Annotated in this window: 24 protein-coding genes; 6 read left to right on the top strand and 18 right to left on the bottom strand. The window is 70.5% G+C overall.

The window, feature by feature from the left end; genetic code table 11:
* Positions 1–14: 14 nt before the first annotated feature.
* Both JI745_RS13635 and JI745_RS13630 read right to left on the bottom strand, forming a co-directional pair.
* A complete protein-coding gene (locus JI745_RS13635) occupies positions 15–2,225 on the bottom strand; it encodes a patatin-like phospholipase family protein (RefSeq protein ID WP_201807601.1) in 2,211 nt (736 codons plus the stop codon).
* A gap of 10 nt (positions 2,226–2,235) precedes the next feature.
* Positions 2,236–2,679, bottom strand: coding sequence for a hypothetical protein (locus JI745_RS13630; RefSeq protein ID WP_201807591.1), 444 nt, complete (start codon positions 2,677–2,679; stop codon positions 2,236–2,238).
* A 53-nt stretch (positions 2,680–2,732) separates the two neighbouring features.
* Here JI745_RS13630 and JI745_RS13625 point away from each other — a divergent pair, with 53 nt between their 5' ends.
* A complete protein-coding gene (locus tag JI745_RS13625; protein WP_201807588.1) occupies positions 2,733–3,227 on the top strand; it encodes an Lrp/AsnC ligand binding domain-containing protein in 495 nt (164 codons plus the stop codon).
* Positions 3,228–3,235: 8 nt separating this feature from the next.
* Here the strand turns inward: JI745_RS13625 and JI745_RS13620 are convergent, their stop codons facing one another.
* From JI745_RS13620 to JI745_RS13610, 3 genes are all read right to left on the bottom strand, one after another.
* Positions 3,236–5,731, bottom strand: a complete 2,496-nt coding sequence (locus JI745_RS13620) for a DEAD/DEAH box helicase (RefSeq protein ID WP_201807575.1) — start codon at positions 5,729–5,731, stop codon at positions 3,236–3,238.
* Between the two features lie 39 nt (positions 5,732–5,770).
* On the bottom strand, positions 5,771–6,847 hold the full coding sequence (locus JI745_RS13615) for an acyltransferase (RefSeq protein WP_201807573.1): 1,077 nt from the start codon (positions 6,845–6,847) through the stop codon (positions 5,771–5,773).
* Between the two features lie 139 nt (positions 6,848–6,986).
* Positions 6,987–7,271, bottom strand: a complete 285-nt coding sequence (locus JI745_RS13610) for a hypothetical protein (RefSeq protein WP_201807571.1) — start codon at positions 7,269–7,271, stop codon at positions 6,987–6,989.
* A 149-nt stretch (positions 7,272–7,420) separates the two neighbouring features.
* On the opposite strand from JI745_RS13610, the gene JI745_RS13605 reads away from it, so the two are divergent.
* Positions 7,421–9,913: an EAL domain-containing protein gene (locus tag JI745_RS13605; RefSeq protein ID WP_201807569.1), complete on the top strand. Its 2,493-nt coding sequence runs from the start codon at positions 7,421–7,423 to the stop codon at positions 9,911–9,913.
* Positions 9,914–9,933: 20 nt separating this feature from the next.
* Here JI745_RS13605 and JI745_RS13600 read toward each other — a convergent pair whose 3' ends face one another.
* From JI745_RS13600 to JI745_RS13555, 10 genes are all read right to left on the bottom strand, one after another.
* Complete coding sequence (locus JI745_RS13600; RefSeq protein WP_201807567.1) at positions 9,934–10,653, bottom strand: glutathione S-transferase N-terminal domain-containing protein; 720 nt, start codon at positions 10,651–10,653, stop codon at positions 9,934–9,936.
* Between the two features lie 14 nt (positions 10,654–10,667).
* Positions 10,668–11,159, bottom strand: a complete 492-nt coding sequence (locus tag JI745_RS13595; protein WP_201807565.1) for a DinB family protein — start codon at positions 11,157–11,159, stop codon at positions 10,668–10,670.
* Positions 11,156–11,602: a hotdog fold thioesterase gene (locus tag JI745_RS13590; protein ID WP_201807563.1), complete on the bottom strand. Its 447-nt coding sequence runs from the start codon at positions 11,600–11,602 to the stop codon at positions 11,156–11,158. Before JI745_RS13590 ends, JI745_RS13595 begins: the two co-directional genes overlap by 4 nt.
* A gap of 64 nt (positions 11,603–11,666) precedes the next feature.
* A complete protein-coding gene (locus JI745_RS13585; protein ID WP_201807561.1) occupies positions 11,667–12,038 on the bottom strand; it encodes a VOC family protein in 372 nt (123 codons plus the stop codon).
* A 26-nt stretch (positions 12,039–12,064) separates the two neighbouring features.
* A complete protein-coding gene (soxA, locus tag JI745_RS13580; RefSeq protein ID WP_201807558.1) occupies positions 12,065–12,814 on the bottom strand; it encodes a sulfur oxidation c-type cytochrome SoxA in 750 nt (249 codons plus the stop codon).
* Entirely contained in the window at positions 12,811–13,131 is a 321-nt protein-coding gene (gene soxZ / locus JI745_RS13575) for a thiosulfate oxidation carrier complex protein SoxZ (RefSeq protein ID WP_201807555.1), read from the bottom strand. Before soxZ ends, soxA begins: the two co-directional genes overlap by 4 nt.
* Before the next feature lie 7 nt (positions 13,132–13,138).
* The gene (locus JI745_RS13570) at positions 13,139–13,564 is read right to left on the bottom strand and encodes a SoxY-related AACIE arm protein (RefSeq protein WP_201807553.1); all 426 of its coding nucleotides are present in this window, start codon (positions 13,562–13,564) and stop codon (positions 13,139–13,141) included.
* A gap of 10 nt (positions 13,565–13,574) precedes the next feature.
* Entirely contained in the window at positions 13,575–13,982 is a 408-nt protein-coding gene (gene soxX, locus JI745_RS13565) for a sulfur oxidation c-type cytochrome SoxX (RefSeq protein ID WP_201807550.1), read from the bottom strand.
* Positions 13,982–16,150, bottom strand: coding sequence for a xanthine dehydrogenase family protein molybdopterin-binding subunit (locus tag JI745_RS13560; RefSeq protein WP_201807540.1), 2,169 nt, complete (start codon positions 16,148–16,150; stop codon positions 13,982–13,984). Before JI745_RS13560 ends, soxX begins: the two co-directional genes overlap by 1 nt.
* Positions 16,147–16,656, bottom strand: a complete 510-nt coding sequence (locus JI745_RS13555) for a (2Fe-2S)-binding protein (RefSeq protein WP_201807537.1) — start codon at positions 16,654–16,656, stop codon at positions 16,147–16,149. The genes JI745_RS13560 and JI745_RS13555 overlap by 4 nt, the downstream gene beginning before the upstream one ends.
* A 131-nt stretch (positions 16,657–16,787) precedes the next feature.
* Between JI745_RS13555 and JI745_RS13550 the strand changes: the two genes are divergently transcribed.
* From JI745_RS13550 to JI745_RS13540, 3 genes are read left to right on the top strand one after another with little or no spacing between them, the layout of a single operon-like run.
* Positions 16,788–17,114, top strand: coding sequence for a c-type cytochrome (locus JI745_RS13550; RefSeq protein ID WP_201807525.1), 327 nt, complete (start codon positions 16,788–16,790; stop codon positions 17,112–17,114).
* Complete coding sequence (locus tag JI745_RS13545; protein ID WP_201807522.1) at positions 17,111–18,370, top strand: NAD(P)/FAD-dependent oxidoreductase; 1,260 nt, start codon at positions 17,111–17,113, stop codon at positions 18,368–18,370. Before JI745_RS13550 ends, JI745_RS13545 begins: the two co-directional genes overlap by 4 nt.
* Before the next feature lie 38 nt (positions 18,371–18,408).
* Positions 18,409–18,768 carry a cupin domain-containing protein gene (locus tag JI745_RS13540; protein WP_201807519.1) on the top strand — a complete coding sequence of 120 codons (360 nt, stop codon included), beginning with the start codon at positions 18,409–18,411 and terminating at the stop codon, positions 18,766–18,768.
* Here JI745_RS13540 and JI745_RS13535 read toward each other — a convergent pair.
* The 3 genes from JI745_RS13535 to JI745_RS13525 all read right to left on the bottom strand — a co-directional run bounded on the left by JI745_RS13535 (position 18,747) and on the right by JI745_RS13525 (position 20,655).
* The gene (locus JI745_RS13535; protein WP_201807517.1) at positions 18,747–19,391 is read right to left on the bottom strand and encodes a PEP-CTERM sorting domain-containing protein; all 645 of its coding nucleotides are present in this window, start codon (positions 19,389–19,391) and stop codon (positions 18,747–18,749) included. The genes JI745_RS13540 and JI745_RS13535 overlap by 22 nt on opposite strands.
* Positions 19,392–19,460: 69 nt before the next feature.
* Complete coding sequence (locus JI745_RS13530) at positions 19,461–20,216, bottom strand: alpha/beta hydrolase (protein WP_201807514.1); 756 nt, start codon at positions 20,214–20,216, stop codon at positions 19,461–19,463.
* A gap of 25 nt (positions 20,217–20,241) precedes the next feature.
* Entirely contained in the window at positions 20,242–20,655 is a 414-nt protein-coding gene (locus JI745_RS13525; RefSeq protein WP_201807511.1) for a PaaI family thioesterase, read from the bottom strand.
* Between the two features lie 132 nt (positions 20,656–20,787).
* Between JI745_RS13525 and JI745_RS13520 the strand changes: the two genes are divergently transcribed.
* Positions 20,788–21,678: a hypothetical protein gene (locus JI745_RS13520; RefSeq protein WP_201807508.1), complete on the top strand. Its 891-nt coding sequence runs from the start codon at positions 20,788–20,790 to the stop codon at positions 21,676–21,678.
* Positions 21,679–21,683: the final 5 nt, after the last annotated feature.

Here is a 21,683-nt window from a genome sequence, read left to right as displayed (position 1 = left end):
GCTCCTGCCGGCTTTCAGGGCTGGCCGAGAAAGAGGTAGGCCGAGCGGTTGCCGCGGTCGCCCACGCCATAGGCCAGGTAGAAGGGGCCGATGGGGGTGTCGAGCGCGAAGTAGACCGCGTTGCCGCGGCGCAGGCGTGCCCGGTCGGGACCGAACGCCGAATCGCCGATGCGGGCGAACTCGAGCGAGGCGCCCGCGTACATGCCGTCGAGGAACCCGGGTCGTGCGAGCCGGTGGTTGTAGACCACGCGGCCGAAGCGCATCTCCTTGCCGAGCAGCTGCCCGGTCTGGTAGCCCGACAGGTTCAAGAAGCCGCCCAGCTGCAGGATCTCGTGGTCGGGCAGCGGGCCCGAGCGCAGGTTGCCGCCCAGGCGTGCCGCCGCGCGCAGCGTGTGCGGGCCGCGGTGCGCCGCGCCCTGCAGCGAGAACTGCGCCTTGGTGTAGTTGTCGCTCGCGCCGAGCGCAGTGTGCGACATGAAGATGCGCACTTCGCCCGCATAGCCCGCGCGCGGGAAGCGCAGGTTGTCGAGCCGGTCGAGGCGCACCCGGCCCAGCACGCCGGCGAGCTGGCGGTCGATGGCGAGGTAGCTCGCGGGGATGAGGCTCGTGTCGTCGGCCAGCTCCACCCGGCCGCGCACCACGCCGAGGCGGCCTTCGCCGGCCGTGCCGATCGGCACGCCCACGTCGAGCCCGAACTCGTAGGCGCGGCGGCGGAAGCGCGCGAGGCGCTTCTTCGTGTCGTCGTCGTAGATGTCGAAGGGCTCGTCGATCGCTTCCAGGCGCGGCGCGATGAAGACCCGCTGCGCGGTGGTGAGCGGCTGGTACCACTCGGTGTGCAGGGCGCTCGCATGGCCGAGCTGCACGTCGTTGCGCCACTCGGCACCGAGCGAGTTGAGCCAGGTCGCACGGTGGCTCGCCTGCAGGTTGAAGAAGGCGTTGCCTTCCAGCGTGGACGAGAGCGACAGGCCCAGGCGCAGGTAGTTCGGGCCCCACGATTTCTCGTTCGCGTCGATCTGCAGCACCCGGCCGGTGACCGGCTCGTCGAAGACGGTGTAGTTGACGCTTTCGAAATCGCCGCGGCTGTAGATGCGCTTGAGGTCGCGGTCGAGGCGCTGCGCGTCGAGCCGGTCGCCGGGCTGGGTGTCCATCGCAGCGAGCACCACGTCGGGGTTGACGACGCGCGTGCCCACCACGCGCACCTCGTCGATCTTGAGCGCCTCGTCGCCGGGCGATTGCGCCTGCTGTCGGCGCAGTGCCGCGTAGGCGGTCTCGTCGAGGCTCAGGCGGGCAAGCTTGTCGCTCACCGCGCGGGCGGCGGCCTCGCCGGCGGCCGAGGCTTCGCTCAGGCGGTCGAAGGCGGTGGAGCCGATGTCCTTCAGGTCGGGCGCGATCAGCACGTCGCGCTCGGTCAGCTCCTTCAGCGACTGCGTGACGTTGGCTTCGGTGAGGATGCGCAGCACCTGGTCGGTCACGTCGACCAGCGAATGGATGTCGCGGCGCTTGAGCAGTGGCGTGCCGATGTTGATCGCGATCACCACCTCGGCCCCGAGCTGGCGGGCCACGTCGACCGGCAGGTTGCGCTTGAGCCCGCCGTCGACGAGCAGGCGGCCGTCGATCTCGACCGGGTTGACCGCACCCGGCACCGCCATGCTCGCGCGGGCGGCGAGCGCAAGCTGGCCGTGGGCGATGACCACCATCTCGGAGCTCCCGAGGTCGGTCGCGACGGCGCGGAAGGGGATGGGCAGCTTGTCGAAGTTGCTGGTGTTCTGCAGCCTCGTCAGGCGGCGCAGCACGGCTTCGAGCGAGACGCCGGCGACCGCACCCTTCGGCAGCGCGATGCCGGTCGCGTTGAGGCCCATCTCGGGGCCCAGGTAGTTGATGCCGTCGTCGGCCTTGCGGCGGTAGGGCGCGTCGACGCGCGAGACGTCGCGAAAGAGCGTGGAGGTGGACAGCCCCTTCATCTCGGTCTCGATCTCGGCCAGCGGCAGGCCGCTCGCATAGGCCGAGCCGACGATGGAGCCGGCGCTCGTGCCGACGATCACGTCGACGGGCACGCGCAGCTCTTCGAGCACCTTGAGCACGCCGATGTGGGCGCCGCCGCGGGCACCGCCGCCCGAGAGCACGAGGCCGACCTTGGGCCGTGGGGGCGGCGTGGTCTGTGCGTGCGCCGTCAGCAGGGAGAGCAGGGCCACCGCCACGGTGGCACGGCGCAGGCCCCGCAGCATGTGGGGCCGCTCAGCGTGAGGCGGCCGACGCCGGCGCCGGCGTGGGCACCGGTGCCGAGGCGCCCGGCGGCACCGGCACGATGACGCCCGGCATCAGCGAGATCTCGTCCTGCACGCGCACGCCGGTCACGAAGGAGCGGGTCTCGCCGAAGCAGCTGGTGGGCAGGCCGACCTTCTCTTCGTAGTGCAGCGCGACGCGCTTGCCCATGACCTTGTTGATCTCTTCGGCCACGGCTTCTTCGCGCACGGTGAAGAGGAATTTTTCGGGGGCGGCGCCGGGCATGGAGACGAGCGACAGCTCGCCTTCCCAGGTCTTGCACAGCCAGCCCTTGCGCGACAGCTTCTGCACCCAGCCTGCGCGCTCGCCGTCCGAGTAGCTCCAGTTCAGCACCACGGCGAAATACGCGACGACGAGCAGCACGAGGGCGACGAGCGCGGTGAGCCAACGGGCCATGGGGAGAGCCTCCGGACGGTGTTCTTGAATGGGTCCGGGTTTATAACCCAGGCATGAAGAAAAACGCTGCCGCCGCCGACCCGTTGCCCGAGGGGCTGGACAAGACCGATGCCCGCATCCTGCGGCTGCTGCAGGCCGACGGGCGCATCTCGAACCTGAAGCTTGCCGAGGAGGTGCACTTGTCGCCCACCGCGGTGCTCGAGCGGGTGAAGCGGCTCACGCGTGAGGGCTACATCCTCGGCTACGAGGCGCGGCTCAATCCTCGCAAGCTGGGGGCGGGGATGATGGTCTTCATCCAGGTGGTGCTCGACCGCACGACGCCCGACGTGTTCGACCATTTCAAGGCGGCGGTGCAGGTGCGGCCGGAGATCCTGGAGTGCCACATGGTGGCGGGCGGGTTCGACTACCTGATCAAGACGCGGGTGGCGGACATGGAGGCCTATCGGGCGCTGGTGGGGTCGGTGATCTGGACCTTGCCGGGCGTGCGGGAGACGCACACGTATGCGGTCATGGAAGAGGTGAAGGACACGACGGCGCTGCCGTTCTAGATGTCGTTCTAGAGCAGCGGCGCCAGCAGCTCGGCCAGGTCTTGTTCGCTGAACTTTTGCGTGGCCTCTTCGTCGTGGCCGAGGATGCCGTCGGCCAAGGTCCTCTTCCGGTCCTGCAGGGCGAGCATGCGCTCCTCGATGCTGCCCTCGGCGATCAACTTGTAGACGAAGACGGGCTGGGCCTGGCCGATGCGGTGCGCGCGGGCTGTGGCCTGCGCTTCGACGGCAGGGTTCCACCACGGGTCCATGTGGATCACGGTGTCGGCGGCGGTGAGGTTCAGGCCCTGGCCGCCGGCCTTCAGGCTCACGAGCAGGATGGGGGTGTCGCCGGACTGGAAGCGCTGCACCACCTCACCGCGCCTGGCGACGGGCGTGCGGCCGGTGAGGGCGAGCCAGGGCAGTTGAAGTCCTTCCAGCTCCAGCTCGATCAGCGACAGCAGTTGCGTGAACTGCGAAAACACCAGCACGCGGCGGCCTTCGGCGACGAGGGCGGGTAGCTGGTCATGCAGCCAGTCGAGCTTGGCTCTCTCCATGTGGCGCGGGGTCTTGTGGCCCTTCAGGAGCCTCGGGTCGCAGCAAACCTGGCGCAGCTTGAGCAGCGCATCGAGGATGGTGATCTGTGCCCCTTCGAAGCCGCGGCGGGTGAGCATGCGCCGCACGATCTCGTCGGAGGCGACGCGCACGCTTTCGTAGAGCTCGCGCTGCCGGCCTTGCAGTTGCACGCGCTCGATCACTTCGGTGAGCGGTGGCAGCTCGGTGGCCACGTCCTGCTTGCGGCGGCGCAGGATGAACGGGCGCACGCGCTGCGCGAGGCGCTCGGCGCGCACGGTTTCGCCGTTCTCTTCGATGGGCTTGCGCCACTGGCGGGCGAAGCTGCGGCTGTCGCCCAGGAAACCGGGCATGAGGAAGTCGAACTGCGCCCAGAGTTCGCCGAGGTTGTTCTCGAGCGGGGTGCCGGTGAGGCAAAGGCGGTGGCGCGTCTGCAGGCGGCGCAGTGCGCCGGCGCTGCGGCTGGTGGCGTTCTTCACCGCCTGGGCTTCGTCGAGGATGACGATGTGGAAGGGGTGCATCACCAGGGCGTCGACGTCGCGCCACAGCAGCGGGTAGGTGGTGAGCACCACGTCGTGTTCGGCGATGCGGGCGAACTGCTTCGCACGGTCGGGCCCTTGCAGCACCAGCAGGCGCAGGCCGGGCGCCATGCGCTGCGCCTCGGCGCGCCAGTTGAAGAGCAGCGAGGTCGGCAGCACCACGAGCGCGGGGCGGTCGAGGCGGCCGGCTTCCTTTTCGACCAGCAGGTGCGCCAGGGCCTGCGCCGTCTTGCCGAGACCCATGTCGTCGGCCAGGATGCCGCCGAGCTGGTGCTCGCGCAAGTATTGCAACCAGTCGAGGCCGGCCAGCTGGTAGGGGCGCAGGCGGAGCTGGAGGCCCCTCGGGGCGGCGACCGGCGGCGGCGTGCCGGCAAGGCGCAGCCGGTCGGCGAGCAGGCGCAGGCCGGCCTCGCCTTGCAGCTGCCACTGCCCGTGCGGGCCGGCGCGCCGGGCCTGCGTGTCGTGCAGCGCGCTGCGCAGCAGCTCCAGGCGGTGGGCATCCCAGCGACCGAGCGGCAACGGGCCGTGCTGGCGTGCGGGGTCGGTGAGCAGGTCCACCATCGCGCGCACGATGGCCTTGACGGGCGCGGCGGGCGCGTCGATGCGGCGGCCGCCGGGGGCGTGCAGGCGCACCGTCGCGCGGTCGTCGATGCCCACGATGTGGGCGATCGAGAGCCAGCGGCTGTCGCGCTTGAGCAGGTCGGCGAGCAGGGGCACGAGGTCCCAGGTCTCGCCGGCGATCTCGACGCCGAGCGACAGCATCCAGCTGCCTTCGCGCCAGGGCTGGCGCAGCGCGGCGATTTCGGCGTTCTTCGTGCCCAGCGGGCCTGCGAGTTCGCGGCCCAGCAGCTCGCCGGTCGCGGGCTCGACGATGAGCTTCCACGCCTGCACCTGCAGCGTCTCGTGCGCGAAGCCGGGCAGCACCACCACGCTCCAGCCGGCGGCCTGCCACTCGGGCACACGCTCGGCCCAGAACTCGCCGAACTGGTCTTCGCGCACCAGCGTCCACAGCGGGCCGGGCGGGCGCGGCACGCTCGACGATCGCCATTGCAGGGCGTCCTCGGGTAGCGGGTGCAGGCCGGCCGCCCACACCGCGTCGAGGGCGTCGGCCTCGGCCGCGCGCTCGCGGGTCAGCGACCAGGGCCTGCCGTCGTCGCCGTCGATGCGCATGACCGCCGGGCCGCGGCTGTTGAGCACCGAGGTGGGCGCGGGCAGCTCCACCTCGCGGCCGTCGTGGTGGCGGTACAGCCAGGTGATGCGTGCCACCGTGACCTCGGGGCCGCGCGGGCCGAAGGAGCCGCTCGGGGCGAGGCCGAGCAGGCCGTGGCCGCGGTTCAGGGTCTGCAGCGTGAGGCGGGGGCGGAAGCGGCGCTCGCGGTGCGCCGTGGAAGCAGGGGCGTGCCCCGAGGAACTCATGCCTGCGATTGTGGGCGCGGCGCACCCCGGGGGCCGACCCTAGGGGTTGTCGGTGGCGACGGTGTTCGGCGCGACGCCCGTGCGCGTGGGGATGCGCGACTTGAGCTTCAGGAAGGCGGATTCGAAGTACCGGAAGCTCAGCCACGCCAGCACGATCGTCAAGACCAGCGTGCCGGCGAACACGTGCAGGCCATCGGTGGGCAGGTCCAGCGCCTTCAGCGCCGCGATCACCGCCGACCGGGCCAGCATGTGCAGGAGGTACATGCCGTAGCTGATCGTCCCGATGAAGACCATCGGCTGCCGGCGCAGCGCCGGCGCGGCCCAGTGGTCCTCGCGCACCACGCAACAGGCCACCAGCGCGGCGAACAGCAGGTGCACCACGAAGTTCGGCACCAGGAAGCTGGGCAGGCACAGCGCCAGCCCCGCGAGCACCGCGACCAGCGCGGCGGGATGGCCGAACACCGCCCGCATGACCGTGTAGCTGCGCTCCTGGTGCAGCGCGACCGCCACCCACGAGCCCGCCACGATGGCCACCGGCACGACCTTCTCGGGCTTGAAGTCCCAGAACTCGGCGCCGATCAACGCCAGCAGCAGCACGCTCAGCCAGCGAAAGGCACGCGACGCGCTGGCCGCGAGGCCCAGCAGCAGCGGCCACACGAGGTAGAACTGCTCCTCGGCGGCGAGCGACCAGGCGAAATAGAAGATCACGCGGCCGTCGTTCTCGACGAAGAGGTTCGAGGTGAAGGTGAGGAAGGCCGGCAGGTTGTCGAAGAAGGCCTCCCCGGCCGGGGTGTCGCGCTCCAGCAGGTAGACGACCAGCACATAGACCAGCACCACCGCGTAGTACAGCGGGAAGATGCGCAGCACGCGGCGCAGGTAGAACGCGCGGACGTCGACCGTGCCGTCGCGCTCGCGTTCGCGCAGCAGCAAGGTGGTGATGAGGAACGCGCTGATCGCGAAGAACAGCGTGACGCCCTGCATGCCCAGATACCGGAACTGCACGTCCACCGTGTCGGGCTGGGTGTGGTGCCAGAGCACCGCCAGGATGCTGATCGCGCGCAAGCCGTCGAGCGAGCCGAAGTACTGTTGCGCACGAAAGGCAGCGTGGGCGTTCATGGGCGAAGCGCGGGGCGGCGCCGGGCGGCGGTCAGGAGAGACTCGGTAGTGTGCAGCGCATGAAAGCACGATGCTTTGGCTCGCGCCTTCCTCCATTCAATGGATGCGGGCTTGCGAGGGCCAGGGGGTTTTCCCGCCTCTACCTGAAGCACTGGCCGCGCCGCTCGGCCCAGTAGACGACGTTGCCGATCACCGCGATGCTGCCCGAGATGACCGCGCTCGCCGCGGCCACCGCGCCCAGGCCCACCAGCAGCACGGCACACTCCTTGCCGTTGCACCCGCCGAAGGCACCGATCTGCTGCACGTCGAGCACCATCTGGCGCTTCTGGATCTTGCAGTCGTCGTCGAACACCGTCTCGGTGCGTGGCACGACGACACAGGCCGACAGCGACACGGCCAGGAGCAGCGATCCGAGGGCTTTCACGGAGAAGACGGTCCGCAACAGGGCAAGCGTGGTGTTTGACACAGCCTAACCGACCCAGTGTGGGGCGCTTTCGGGTGTTGGCACCTTTGTGCGAATTGGTCACGGATTGCGAGGGGCGCAGAGAGAGAGCCCCTCCTAACATCACGTCCATGCACCGATTGCTGCTCGTCGAGTCGTCGCCCTCCCTGCGGTGTGGCCTGGAAAAGCTGCTGCTGCGGCACGGCTTCGCCGTGGTCGCGCTGCCGGCCGACGCGACCGCGCTCGCCGCCTTCGACCAGGAGCTGTCGCGCGGCCTGGCCACGCTGATCCTCGGCTGGTCGAACATGCCGGCCGCCGTGGCCGAGGCCTTCGTGCAGCGCCTCGGCAAGCCCGATTGCGCGCCGCTCGCGCTGGTCGTGCTCGCGGCCGACCCGGCGCGGGTCGGCGCCCCGCTGTCCGGCCGCGCCTACACCCGGGTGCTGCGCCTGCAGCGGCCTTCCGAAGTGCCGCGCCTCGTGCGCAGCCTGATCGCGCAGGTGGCGAGCGACGGCCGCCCCGATGCCGAGTCGCCCTCGGCGCTGAAGGTGCTGCTGGTCGACGACTCGCGCACCAGCCGCACGAAATACCAGCGCCTGCTGCGCAACCACGGCTATGCCGTCGTCGCCTGCGAGCATGCCGAGGCCGCGCTCGAGCGCGTGCAGGCCGAGCGCTTCGACCTCGCCGTCATCGACTACTTCATGCCCGGCATGAACGGCGCGGCCCTGTGCCGAGCCCTGCGCGAGCTGCCCGCCACGCGCGACATGACGCTCGCGGTGCTCACCGGCTCGTACGAAGAGGGCCTGATCAGCGACTGCCTGGAGGCCGGCGCCAGCGAGTGCATGTTCAAGAACGAGTCCGACGAGCTCGTGGTCGCGCGCGTCGACAGCATGGCGCGCCTGTGCGAGCGCGAGCGCCGGCTCAAGGACGAAGGCCAGCGGCTGGAGCTCATCCTCTCGTCGGTGGGCGACGGCGTCTACGGCGTCGACCGCCATGGCCGCATCACCTTCGTCAACCCGGCGGCGTTGCGCCTCCTGCAGTGCACGCACGAAGACGAACTCGTGGGCCTCGCGGCGCACGAGCGCATCCACCACACCGACGAGCGCGGCCGCCCGGTGCCGGCCGAGACCTGCTTCCTGCAGCAGGCCTACGAGCTCGGCGATTCGCTCAGCAACTGGGAGACGGTGTTCTGGCGAGCCGATGGCGAGATGCTCAACGTCGAGTGCACCGTGCGCCCGCAGCATCAGGGCGACGAGTGCGTGGGCGTGGTCGTCGCCTTCCGCGACATCGCCGAGCGCAAGCGCCACGAGGCCGAGACGCAGTGGCAGCTGCGCCATGACCACCTCACCAAACTGCACAACCGCCGCCACTTCGAATACATGCTGGAGCAGGAGATCTTCCGCCTGCGACGCAGCAGCGAGCAGAGCGCGCTGCTCTTCATCGACCTCGACCGCTTCAAGCAGATCAACGACACCGCCGGCCACGCGGCGGGCGACGCGCTGCTGGCGAGCATCGGGCGCAAACTCAAGTCGCGCTCGCGCCAGTCGGACCTGGTGGCGCGGCTGGCCGGCGACGAGTTCGCGGTGCTGCTGCGCAATGTGGACGATGGCAGCGTGCTGGCGCTGGCCGAGAAATTCCGCGCCATCCTCGACGAGGGCCACTTCAGCCACGGCGGGCGCGAGTTCGAGGTCTCGGGCAGCCTGGGCATCGCACGCCTGAGCCGCCACACGCTCTCGCCCGCGTATGCGATGAACTGCGCCGATGCGGCCTGCCACATCGCCAAGCGCGAAGGCCGCAACCGCATCCACGTGTTCGATCTCGGCGGCGATGCCGGGGCGCTGGCGACGCTGCAGCAGTCGTGGTCGGAGCGGCTCAAGATCGCGCTCGCCGCCGGCAACTTCGCGCTGCAGTTCCAGCCCATCTTCGAGCTGCGCCGCCTGCCCGAAGGCGGTGAGGAGGTGACGGCCGAGGCGCTGCACGGGCACGAGGTTTTCCTCCGGCTCGACGACGTCGACACCCTGCTCGCGCCGCGCGCCTTCCTGTCGCAGGCCGAGCGCTTCGAGCTGATGCCGGCGCTCGACGGCTGGGTGCTGGACCGGGTGGCGCTGATGCTCGCGCACCGGGAGCGGCCGGTGGCCTCGCGCTTCCACCTCAACGTGGCGACCGCTTCGCTGCTCGATGCCGGTTACCTCGCGCGCCTGACCGCGCTGCTGCGCGAAGGCGCGTTCGCCCCCGGCCAGCTCTGCCTGGAGATCAAGGAGAGCGAGCTCGCCGGCCAGCTGCAGGCGCTGCAACCCATCCTCAACGAGCTGCACCAGCTCGGCGTGCGGCTGCTGCTCGACGAATACGGCCGCGGCCTGGGCGGCCTCGGCCACCTGCGCGGCCTGCCGCTGTCCGCCGTCAAGCTCGACGGCAGCCTGGTGCAGAGCCTCGCCAGCGACGAGGTCGGCGTGCTGATGGTGCGCGCGATGACCGACCTCGCGCATGCGATGAAGGCGGTGGTGATCGCGCCGCTGATCGAAGACAGCACCGTGCTGCAGCGGCTGCGCAGCGCCGGTGTCGACTATGCGCAGGGCTTCGTGCTGGGCGAGCCGCGCACGAGCTGGCAGGAACTGCAGGCGCACTGAGGCGCGCGCCTGCGCCCGGCTCAGGCGCGCTTCGGGATCTCGAGGCCGCGCTGCACCGCCGGGCGCGCCACGAAGGCGGCCAGCACCCGTTTGACCTCTGTGAATTCGTCGAAGCCCACGAGCTCGCCTGCTCCGTAGAAGCCGACCATGTTGCGCACCCACGGGAAGGTGGCGATGTCGGCGATCGTGTAGTCGTCGCCCATGATCCATTCGCGGCCCTTCAGGCGCTGGTCGAGCACGCCCAGCAGCCGCTTGCTCTCGGCGGCATAGCGGTCGCGCGGGCGCTTGTCTTCGTAGTCCTTGCCGGCGAACTTGTGGAAGAAGCCGACCTGGCCAAACATCGGCCCGATGCCGCCCATCTGGAACATCAGCCACTGCAGCGTCTCGTAGCGCCCGGCCACGTCGGTGGGCATCAGCTGGCCGGTCTTGGCGGCGAGGTACACGAGGATCGCGCCCGATTCAAAGAGCGCCAGCGGCGCGCCGTTCGGCCCGTTCGGGTCGATGATGGCCGGGATCTTGTTGTTCGGGTTGAGCGACAGGAACTCGGGCGACATCTGGTCGTTCTTGTTGAAGTCGACCAGGTGCGCTTCATACGGCAGGCCGGTCTCTTCGAGCGCGATCGACACCTTCACGCCGTTGGGCGTGGGCAGCGAATAGAGCTGCAGGCGGTCGGGGTGGCTCGCCGGCCACTTGCTCGTGATCGGGAAGTCGCGGGGGAAGTCTTTCAGGGCTGTTGTCATGTGATGGCTGAAGATCAGCCGCGCCGTGCAGGCTCGGCCTGGTGGAGGAAACGGGTGAAGAGGTCGCGCGGCGGCGTGAGCGAGGCGTCCTTCATCAGCCGGCCCACTTCGCCGCGGTGGTAGGTGCCGTGGGTGATGACGTGGGCGAGGATCTCCTCGCGCGACATCAGGCCCTGGTCGCCGTCGGTGAAGGTGAAGGCCAGGCGCTCGTCGAGCTGCGCCGGTGTCAGCTCTCGCGTGTAGTCCACGTACCAGCGGTCGACCTCGGCCACCGCATCGCGCAGCTGCGCGACGGTGGGCGTCTCGGGCGTGTTGGTGCTGCTGAGCCCATGCGGCTCGCCGCGCAGGTGGCCGCGGAAGATGCGGTCGACGGTGTGGATGTGGTTCAAGGTGCGCAGCGCGGTGTGCTGGCGCGTGTCGTCGAGCTGGCCGAGTTGCGCGAAGAACTGCTCGTTGATCCAGGCCTTCTCGCGAAAGAGCGAGTGCAGGAGGGTCGATGCGCTCATGGTGCGGGTCCTTTTGCATCATCCGGGATCAGCACTGCCATCGTGATGCGCGACAGGCAGGTGAGCTTGCCTTCTTCGTTCTTGATCTCGATCTGCCACACCTGCGTGGTGCGGCCGATGTGCACCGGCCGGGCGGTGCCGGTGACCCAGCCACCGGTCACGGGGCGGAGGTGGTTGGCGTTGATGTCGAGCCCGACCACACGGTGGCCCGGGGGCGCGGCGCAGGCGGCGCCGCAGGAACCCAGCGTCTCGGCCAACACCACCGACACACCGCCGTGCAGGATGCCGGCCGGCTGCCGGGTGCGATGGTCCACCGGCATGCGGGCCGTCAGGTAGTCGTCACCGACCTCGATGAACTCGATGCCGAGGTGCTCGGACGCGGTGTTGACGCTGATCGCGGTGAGGCGCTCGACCGAGGCCGGTTGTTTCCAGATCGCAGGCATGGTGGGTGACAGAGAAAGGGAGCGGCGAGTGTGGCAGAGCCCGCACGCCCCTGCAGGCGGCGGGTCAGGCCGGCTTGTGGCAGACGGCTTCGACGTTGTGCCCGTCGGGGCCGATGACGAATGCGCCGTAATAGTCAGGGTGGTAGTGCGGGCGCAGGCCGGGCGCGCCGTTGTCCTGGCCTCCGGCGGCAAGCGCGGCTCGGTGGAAGGCATCGACCTCGGCGCGTGTCTCGGCCCGCAGCGCGATGTGCAGCGGCGCGGGGGTCGCCTGGGTCGGGTGGATCCACAGCACCGGCGCGTGCGCGGTGCCGATCCCCGCGCCCGCGCCGGGCGGGCCTTCCATCACCACCTTGTAGCCGAGCGGTGCGAGGGCCGCGGTGAAGAACTTCATGCTGGCGTCGTAGTCGCTGGCGCCGAAACCCATGTGGTCGATCATGCGGGGCTCCTGTGAGTGGAAGGCTGTCAGGGCCTGACAGCGGGCGTCTCGATCGTCATGCCGCGGCCGCGTGTCGCGAGGTACAGCTCCAGCTCGACCAGCGCCATGTCGCCGTAGGGGTAGGGCTCGGCGCGCACGCCGGTGAGGCAGTTGCGCAGGCGGCGCTGCAGCGAGCCGAGCGACTGCCACTCCAGGCGGTACAGCGGGTAGCCGTTGGCATGGCCTTGCGGGATGCGGTTGCCGCCCAGGCGCAGGCCGGCGCGCTGGTCGTGGCACTGGGCGCACGAGAGGTCGAGCTGGCCCAGGCGTTGCCGGTACATCGCCTCGCCGCGTTCGCGGTGCGGCTGGAGGCGCGCGTCGTCGGGGGGTGCCACGGGCAGGCCGCGCGACTGGTGGGCGACGAAGCTCTCGAGCGCCAGCAACGCGTTGCTTTCGTAGGCGAGCGGGGGGGTCTTCTGTTGCCGCTCGCGGCAGAGGTTGATGCGTTGCGGGAGATTCACCGGGCGCTGCAGCACCGCGTCGAAGGCGGGGTAGCGCGCGGCCACGCCCTGCATCGAGGCGGCGGTGTGGCAGCCGCTGCAGGCCTGGCGCTCGCTCGAGGGCGGCCTGGCCCAGAGGGCCGCGCCCTCCTGCACCCACAGCATGCCGGGGTTCTGCAGGTCGTCGCGCTGCATGGCCTGCGTCTCGCGGCTCATGTCCTCGAAGCCGGAGCGGCGCGTGTCCTGCGCGCAGACCGCCGTGGCGATGAAGGCAAAGAGCAGCGCGGCGAGCCTCATGTGACGGTGATGTTCACACGCTCGCTTTGCTGGAAGCCGTTGTCGCCCGTCCATTCGAAGCTGAGCGTGCCGCTCTCGGTGGCGACGGTGGTGAAGACGATGTACGGGTTGGCGGCGACGGCGGGGTACAGCTCGGCGCTGAAGACGAGCTCGCCGTTGTAGCGGCAGCTGAAGTGGGTGATGAGGTCGCGCGGCTTGGTGCTGCCGTTGGCATCGGGGCGGAAGCCGGTTTCCATCACGTGCGCGATCAGCGTGCGCAGCTCGATGACCTCGCCTTTGCGGGCGGTGGTGGGGGCGGTGATCAGCGTGCGGGCCATCGCGCATTCACTCCAGGCAGGCGGCCAGCGTGACCAGCACGTCGACCGCGTCCGACCAGTAGGTGCCGTCGCTGAAGCGCGCCACCGCGACGAGCTGCTGCGAGGTGGCCAGGCGGATGCGCGACGACACCTGCGCGCGGCCCGAGCGCGGCGTGAGCGTGAAGCGCACCACGTCGCGCTGCGGGTTGCGGTCGTTGAAGACGGCGATGCCGGTCACGTGCGCGGCGGCGGTCATCGGGCTGTCGACGGTGACGGTGAGGGGCACGGCGTTGCCGTTCTCCACCAGCGGCGGCACCTCGAGCTTGACCTTGCCGCGTGTCACCGGCTTGCCGTCGGCATAGCCGCGGATGGCGGCCTCCATCTCGGACGAGGTGGCGTGTGCGGGCAGCACCACCACGGCACCCAGGGACAGCAGAACTTCACGGCGCTTCATGCGTGCCACCCTACTTCAGCGTGACGAGCCAGGCCACCACGTCTTCCACCTCCTGCGCCGTCAGCAAGGTCTTGCCGCGCAGCGCCGGGGCCACGCGTGTCAGGCCGTCGCTTCGGTGGTAGGCCGGCATGATGGTCTCGGGATTGAAGCGCCGTGCGTCGACCACCCGAGCGCGCAGCTGCCCGGCGCTGTAGCGGCTGCCGACGCCGGCAAGGTCGGGCGCGAGGTTGCCCTGGAAGCGGTCTTCGGGAATCGGCGCGGTGTGGCACAGCAGGCACAGCCCCGCCTGCCGGCTCGCCGCGATGGCGCGGCCGCGCGCCGCATCGCCCGGCGCGGTGGTGAGCGGCGGCAGCGTGTCGCCCGGCGGCGTCGCGCACGCCGCCAGCATCAGGCTGCACACCGCCGCCAGCCGCCGCATCAAGCCTTCTTGAGGCTGTGGTGCCGCAGCGGCAGATCGCGGATGCGCTTGCCGGTCGCCGCGAAGATCGCGTTCAGCACCGCCGGCGCCGCCACCGCGATGGTGGGCTCGCCCACACCACCCCAGAAGCCGCCCGAGGGCATGACGATGGTCTCGACCTGCGGCATGTGCTCCATCTGCACCACGGGGTAGGTGCTGAAGTTGTCCTGCTCGATGCGGCCGTCCTTCACCGTGCACTCGCCAAAGAGCGCGGCCGAGAGGCCGTAGACGAACGAGCCTTCCACCTGGGCTGCGATCTGCTGCGGGTTCACCGCATGGCCCGGGTCGGTGGCGGCCACGATGCGGTGGATCTTGAGCTTGCCGTCGTCGCTCACCGAGACCTCGGCGCAGGCCGCCACGTAGCTGCCGAAGCCCATGGTCTGCGCGAGGCCGCGGTACACGCCGGCGGGTGCGGGCGTGCCCCAGCCGGCCTTCTCGGCCGCGGCGTTGAGCACGGCCAGGTGCTTCGGGTGGTTGGCCATCATTGCGCGGCGGAAGGCGAGCGGGTCGGTCTTCGTCGCATGCGCGAGCTCATCGAGGAAGCACTCGAGGTAGATCGTGTTCTGGTTCAGGTTCACCCCGCGCCAGAAGCCGGGCGGCACGTGCGGGTTGCGCATCGCATGGTCGACCAGCAGGTGCGGCACGCTGTAGCCGATCGACGCTTCGGGGCCGGGTGGGTTCAGGCCCTGGAACACGACCGGGTCCTTGCCCTCGCGGACCATCTGCGGGAACACGCCCGCAAGGATGGACTGGCCCGAGATGCGCATGTGCAGCGCGTTGAGCTTGCCGTCGGCGTCGAGCCCGGCGCGCAGCTTGCACTGCGTGACGGGGTGGTAGCGGCCGTGCGTCATGTCTTCCTCGCGCGACCAGATCAGCTTGACGGGCGTGCCGGGCAGCTCCTTCGCGATGGCCACCGCCTGGCGCACCCAGTCGTGCACCGCGCCGCGCCGGCCGAAACCGCCGCCGAGCAGCAGCTTGTAGACCTCGCATTTCTCCGCCGGCAGGCCCGAGGCTTCGCTGGCGGCGGCGAGTGCGGCCTCGCCGTTCTGCGTGGGGGTCCAGACCTCGCAGCGCTCCGGTGTGTATTTCACCGTCGCGTTCATCGTCTCCATCGTCGCGTGGTTCTGGAACGGGTAGGAGTACACCGCCTCGATCACGCGCGTGCTGCTCGCGAGCGCCGCCTTCGCGTCGCCGTTGCTGTTGCCCACCGCGGCCTGCGGTGCGTCGAGCCCTTCCTTCAGCGAGGCGGCGATGTCGGCGCTCGAGACCTTGGCATGCGGCCCTTCGTCCCACTCGATGGGCAGGGCGTCGAGCGCGCTCTTGGCGTGCCACCAGGTGTCGGCGACGACCGCCACCGCGCTGTCGCCCACGCGCACTACCTTCTTCACGCCGGGGCGCTTGGCGATGGCCGCTTCGTCGATGCTCTTCACCTTGCCGCCGAAGACGGGGCAGTCCTTGATGGCGGCGTTGAGCATGCCGGGCAGCTTCAGGTCGCTGCCGTAGACCTGCGCGCCGGTGGTCTTGTCCCGCGTGTCGAGGCGGGCCAGCGGCTTGCCGACGAGCTTCCAGTCCTTCGGGTCCTTGAGCTTCACGTCGGCGGGCGGCGTGAGTTGTGCGGCGGCCAGTGCGACCTTGCCGTAGCTGAGCGTGCGGCCGCTCGGCGTGTGCGTGACCACGCTGTTGGCCGCCGTGCACTCGCTTGCCGGCACCTTCCACCGATCGGCCGCGGCCTGCACCAGCATCACGCGCGCAGTGGCACCACCCTTGCGGACGTAGTCGTGCGATTCGCGGATGCCGCGGCTGCCGCCGGTCGAGAAATTGCCCCAGGCGCGCTTGCGCGCGAGGTTCTGCCCCGGCGTCGGGTACTCGGTCGTGACCTTGGCCCAGTTGGCGTCGAGCTCTTCGGCCACGAGTTGCGCCAGGCCCGTCAGCGTGCCCTGGCCCATCTCGGAGCGGGCGATGCGGATGACCACCGTGTCGTCGGGCTTCACCACGACCCAGGCGTTGATCTCGGGCGTGGTCGACGCGGCCGGCGTCGTCGCCGCGCTGGCGAACGGGATGTGGAAGCCGACGACGAGCCCGGTCGAAGCGCCGATGAACGAACGACGAGAAAGCGTTGCGGTGCTCATGCCTTGCTCCCTTCCTCGACGATGTGCTGGATGTTGACGGCCAGCTTCTTCATGTCGCCGCCCTGCGCCGCGGCCTTGATGGCGGCGCGCACGCGGTTGTAGGTGCCGCAGCGGCAGATGTTGGTCATCGCCGCGTCGATGTCGGCATCGGTCGGGTTCGGCTTGCTCTTCAGCAGCGCCGCGGCGGCCATGATCATTCCGGACTGGCAGTAGCCGCACTGCGGCACGTCCATCGCCTGCCAGGCCTTCTGCACCGGGTGGTCGCCCTTGGCCGAGAGGCCTTCGATGGTGACGATCTTTTCCTTCGCCGACACGCTGGACACCGGCCGCACGCAGCTGCGCGTGGGCTGGCCGTCGATGTGCACCGTGCAGGCGCCGCAGGCGGCGACGCCGCAGCCATATTTGGTGCCGGTCAGCCCGAGCTGCTCGCGCAACACCCACAGCAGCGGTGTCTCGGGTTCGGCCTTGACGTTGCGGGTTTTGCCGTTGACGTGAAGGGTGGCCATCGGGTCGTCTCCTTGCCGGCTGCTGCCGTGGTCATGAGGCTGGCGAGCATGCGGCAAGGCTAAAACCATGATGAGACTGAGGGATGACAGCGGGCGGCCATCATGCGGCGCCACAGAAGAGGAGACCCGCGATGACGAGACCCATGGGCCTGGCCGAGGCCGTGGCCGGCCTGCTGGCCGCGATGAGCGCCAGCGCCCAGCCGGCGGGGGACCTGGCGCTGCGCTCGCTCGCCGCCACCTGCGCCGCCTGCCACGGCACCGACGGCCGCGCCGTCGACGGCGCCGGCATGGTGAGCCTGCGCGGGCTTGACCGCCAGTACCTGCAGGCGCAGCTCATCGCCTTCCGCGACGGCACGCGCCCGGCCACGGTGATGCACCAGATCGCGAAGGGCTACACGCCCGAGCAGATCGAGCAGCTGTCGGCGTACTTCGCCTCGCTGCCGAGAGTGGCGCCATGAAGCGGCGCGGCCTCCTGCTCGGCGGTGGTGCGGGCCTGGTGCTCGCGGCCTGTGGCACCACCGCCGTCGTGCCGGCGCGGGCGCAGGTGGTGGTGGTCGGCGGTGGCTATGGCGGTGCGACGGCGGCGCGCTATGTGCGGCTGCTGTCCGACCGGAAGATCGACGTGGTGCTGGTCGAGCCGCAACCGAGCTTCGTCTCCTGCCCGGTGTCGAACCTGGTGCTGCGCGGCACGCGCAGCTTGGCCGACATCACGCGCCCGTACGACACGCTCGTCTCGCGCCACGGCGTGGCCTGGGTCCGCGACAGCGCGTCGCGCATCGACACCACGGCGAAGACCGTCACGCTCGCCGGCGGCGCGAGCATCCGCTACGACAAGCTGGTGGTGTCGCCCGGGGTCGAACTGATGTTCGACGAGATCGCCGGCCTGCGCGCCGCGCACACGAGCGGCCAGGTGCTGCAGGCCTGGAAGGCCGGCCCCGAGACGGTGGCGCTGCGCCGCCAGCTCAAGGCGATGCCCGACGGAGGTGTCTGTGCGATCTCGGTGCCCGAGTCGCCGTACCGCTGCCCGCCCGGCCCCTACGAACGTGCGAGCGTGATCGCGGCCTACTTCCAGCGGGCGAAGCCGAAGTCGAAGGTGCTGATCCTCGACGCCAATCCCGACGTCACCTCCAAGCCCGCGCTGTTCAAGAAAGCCTGGGCGGAGCTGTACCCGGGCATGGTGGAGTTCCGGCCGCTGCACAAGGTGATCGGCGTGGAGGGCCAGCGCATCCGCATCGAAGTGCAGGACGACGTGCGCGCCGACGTGCTCAACCTGCTGCCGCCCATGCGCGCCAACACCATCGCCGCCGAGAGCGGCCTCATGAATGCCGGCCGCTGGTGCAAGGTCGACTGGCTCACGCTCGAATCGACGGCCGCGAAAGACGTGCACGTGCTCGGCGATGCGGTGCTCGCCGCCGGCGGCATGCCCAAGAGCGGCCACATGGCCAATGCGCATGCCAAGGTGGCGGCGGCGGCCATCGTGGCGCAGTTGAGCGGCCAGCCGGTGAACCCGCGCCCCATGCTCACCAACACCTGCTACAGCTACGTGGGCGACACGAGCGCCATCCACGTGGCGAGCGTGCACGAGTACGTGGCGGCCGAGGCCACCTTCAAGCCGGTGCCCGGCTCGGGCGGGGTCTCGGCGCAGCGCAACGACGCCGAGGCGGCCTACGCCGATGGCTGGGCGCGCAACATCTGGGCCGACACGCTGGGCTGATCGATCCCCATCGGCCTGCTTCTTGCGATGAGCGGCCCATGCACTCCGACCGCATCTTCCCCAGCGCCGAGCACTTCAAGCCCACGCCCGAGGGCGAGCCGCTGCGCACCGTGGTCGTCGAGACGCCCGATGCGGTGATCGTGGCGTGGCACGTCGAGCCGGGCCAGTGCATCCCGGCGCACGTGCACCCGGCGGGGCAGGACACCTGGACCATCCTCAGCGGCACCGGCCAGTACCGGCTCGACCACGCCGGCACTGCCCGCGAGGTGTATGCCGGCGACGTGGTCGTGGCGCCGCGCGGCTGTGTGCACGGCGTGTTCAACCACGGCCGCCAGCCGCTGCGCTTCATCTCGGTGGTGTCGCCGGGCAGTGCCGGCTACGAGCGCCTGGACGCCTGACGCCGCGCCACGGCGCCCAAGACGCCCAGCCCCGCGGCCCACAGCGCGAGCGAGCCCGGCTCCGGCACCGCGGGCACGTTGCCGAAATAGAGGTTGTCGATCTTGCCGATGTTGCGCGAGAGGGCGAAGGTGTCGAAATCGAGCTGCGCGATGCCGGTGGCGGAGTGGAAGCTCGCGACGGTGTTCTGGTGGAACGGTGTCTCGACCAGGCCGAGTTCTTCACCCGCCCAGTAGAAGCCGCCCGTGTCGGCCATCGCCGAGAAGCTCGGGCCGCTGGCGGTGACGGTGGAGCGCAGCGTCGGTGAGGGCGAGGTGAAGGACAGGCTCACGTAGGTGGGCAGCGTGCCGGTGAAGCGGATGCTGAACGACGGGCCGCCCAGCACGAACTGGCTGCGGGTGTAGGTGCTGTCGCTCTCGGGCGGGCGCAGGTAGCCGTCGCCGATCGCGACGCCCAGGTGGTCGTAGCGGTTGCCGATCGGGTCGGCGTACCAGGCATATTCGTCCCCCGGCGGGCCGGGCACGTAGGGGTGCTCGTCGAAGGTGATGAGCGTGGCCTGGGTGGCAGCGCTCGCGGCAAAGAGCAGCAGGGCAGCACTGCCGCGGAGAAGGGGCGACTCGGTCATGGCGGTCTCCTGGCCGCTCCTGCACCGAGGAGGGCGTGGCTGGCGGGCAAGCCACGTTCCGCGTGGGCGTCAGGGTTGGGCGGCGAGCAGCCTGTCGTAGCCGGGGGCGAAGGAGATGTCGTTGTGGCCGGTGCCCGGCACGAGGTGCAGGGTGGCGCGGCCGGCGGCGAAGCGCGTCATCAGCTGCTCGGTGCTGCTGCGAGGGATCACCTCGTCGTGCTCGGCCATCAGCACCGTGGTCGGGGCCTGCACCTGTGGGGCGTAGCGCCACGAGGCGTACTTGTCGATCAGCAGCCAGCGCACCGGGAACAGGCGGAACTGCGCCGCGGCGATGTCTTCGATGCTGTCGTAGGGCGTGATCAGCACGAGGCGCGCCGCCGGCCGCTGGCTGGCGAGCCGCGTGGCGACGCCGCTGCCGAGGCTGCGGCCGATCACTGTCACCTGCGGGTGCTGCTGGCGCACCTGGTCGAAGAGGGCGAGCGCGTCGGCGGCGATGTCGGCCTCGGTCGGCTTGCCGGTGCTCCTGCCGTAGCCGCGGTAGTGCAGCAGGTAGAGCGCGTGCTGCGGGAAGGCCTGCGCGAGCGGCGCCAGGTTCTGCGTCACGTCTTCGCCGTTGCCGCCGAAATACACGACGGCCTGCGCGCCCGGCAGCGCGCGGTGGCTGGCGACGACACCGTCCCGCCCCTCGACCGGCACGAGCGGCGTCGCCACATGCGCCGGCTGCGGGAAGTACAGCAGCGAGCGCTGGAAGAAGAACAGCGCCGCGCACGCGGCACCATAGACCAGCACCGCGACGAGGAGTACGTTGCTCAGCACGCGCCGCATGGCCTCAGGGTGACGACAGCCGCGTTCATGCCTTGCCGTAGAGAACCATCTGCGTGCAGCGGAAGAGCGCGATCGTCTTGCCCGTCTCCCGGTGCGTCACGACCGAGTCCCACACCTGCGTGGTCTTGCCCACGTGCACCGGCCTGGCGACCACTTCCACCGTGCCGTCGCGCGCGGTGCCGAGGTGGTTGGACTTGAGCTCGATGGTGGTGAAGCCCACGGCCCCGGCCGGCAGGTTGGCCACGCAGCCGTAACCGGCGGCCGTGTCGGCCAGCGTGACCACGCTGCCGGCGTGCAGGAAGCCGTTGGGCGCCATCAGGTTCTGCACCACCGGCATTTCGGCGCGGAACTCCGACGGCTCGGCCTGGGTGACGACGATGCCCAGGTGCCCGGGCAGGTGGTTCACGCTGCGGCGATTGAAGTCTTCGGCTGTGGGCATGGCTCGACGAGGGTGGCTGAGGGTGGGCCGATTCTGCCGAGGCTCGGCGTTTCCTGCTGGCGGAGGCGCGGTTGCGCGGGGCCGCCGCTTGTGCAACGCTTGTGGCACAGGCTCGCCCCACGAGGCCAGGCCATGGATGAACGGAGACAACGCCGCAACGCCCGATGGGCCGCGCCGGTCGCAGCCGGTGCGGTGGGGGTAGGGCTGTGGCTTGCGCAACCATCGACGCCGCCCGGTCCTCCCATCGGCGACGTGGCGCCCGCGCAGCGCGTGGTGGTGGCGGCGGCCTCCGCGCCGCGGCTGCCGTACACCCGCCCGCCGGTGATCCACGCGCCGGCGCCGAAGCCGCAGCGCCGCCCGCTCGGCCAGACCGAGGTGTGCGGTTATGGCGACGTGCAGCTGCCGCCCGACGACCCCGACCCGGTGCAGCGCATCCCGCTCGACGTGCGCCGCTCGGCCCTCGAAGCGATGGACGCGCTGATGCTCGCAAGCGACGACGACCAGGTGCGTGCCGCCGCGTTGTGGATGGGCGCCCGCCTGCGCGGGCGCGAGGTGAAGAGCCGCATCGAGCAGATCGCACGGCTCGCCGCCGCATCGCGAGACCCGTTCATCTACGCCATCGCGCTCGAGGCCTGCAGCGGCCGGCGCGGGCCCGACGGTGGCTCGTGCAACCTCCTGAGCACCGCGCAATGGGTGCGGCTCGACCCCGACAACGCCGTGCCCTGGCAGGCCCTGGCCGCCGAGGCCCGCGAGCGCGACGAGCCGCAGGCCGAAGACGAAGCACTGCAACTGGCTGCCCTCGCCGCGCGCTCCGATGTGCACGCCGGCCGCCTGCCGCGCCTGGTCGACAAGGCCGTGGGCGGCGACGCGGCGCCGCTGCTGCGCACGCTCGCGCTCAGTGCGGGATGGAGCGCCGAAGCGGTGTGGTCGGCCTCGCACGGCATCGTCGCGCCGGCCCAGGGCTTCGACCTCAGCTGCGACGGCCTGCAGCGCCGCCTGCTGGCGCTGGAGGCGCGGCGCTGAGCCGC

This window comes from Piscinibacter sp. HJYY11 (assembly GCF_016735515.1).
In the GTDB taxonomy this organism is placed as follows: Bacteria; Pseudomonadota; Gammaproteobacteria; order Burkholderiales; family Burkholderiaceae_C; genus Rhizobacter.
The sequence above is the reverse complement of the archived record's forward strand: the minus strand, read 5'-3'. Positions and strand labels throughout refer to the sequence as shown.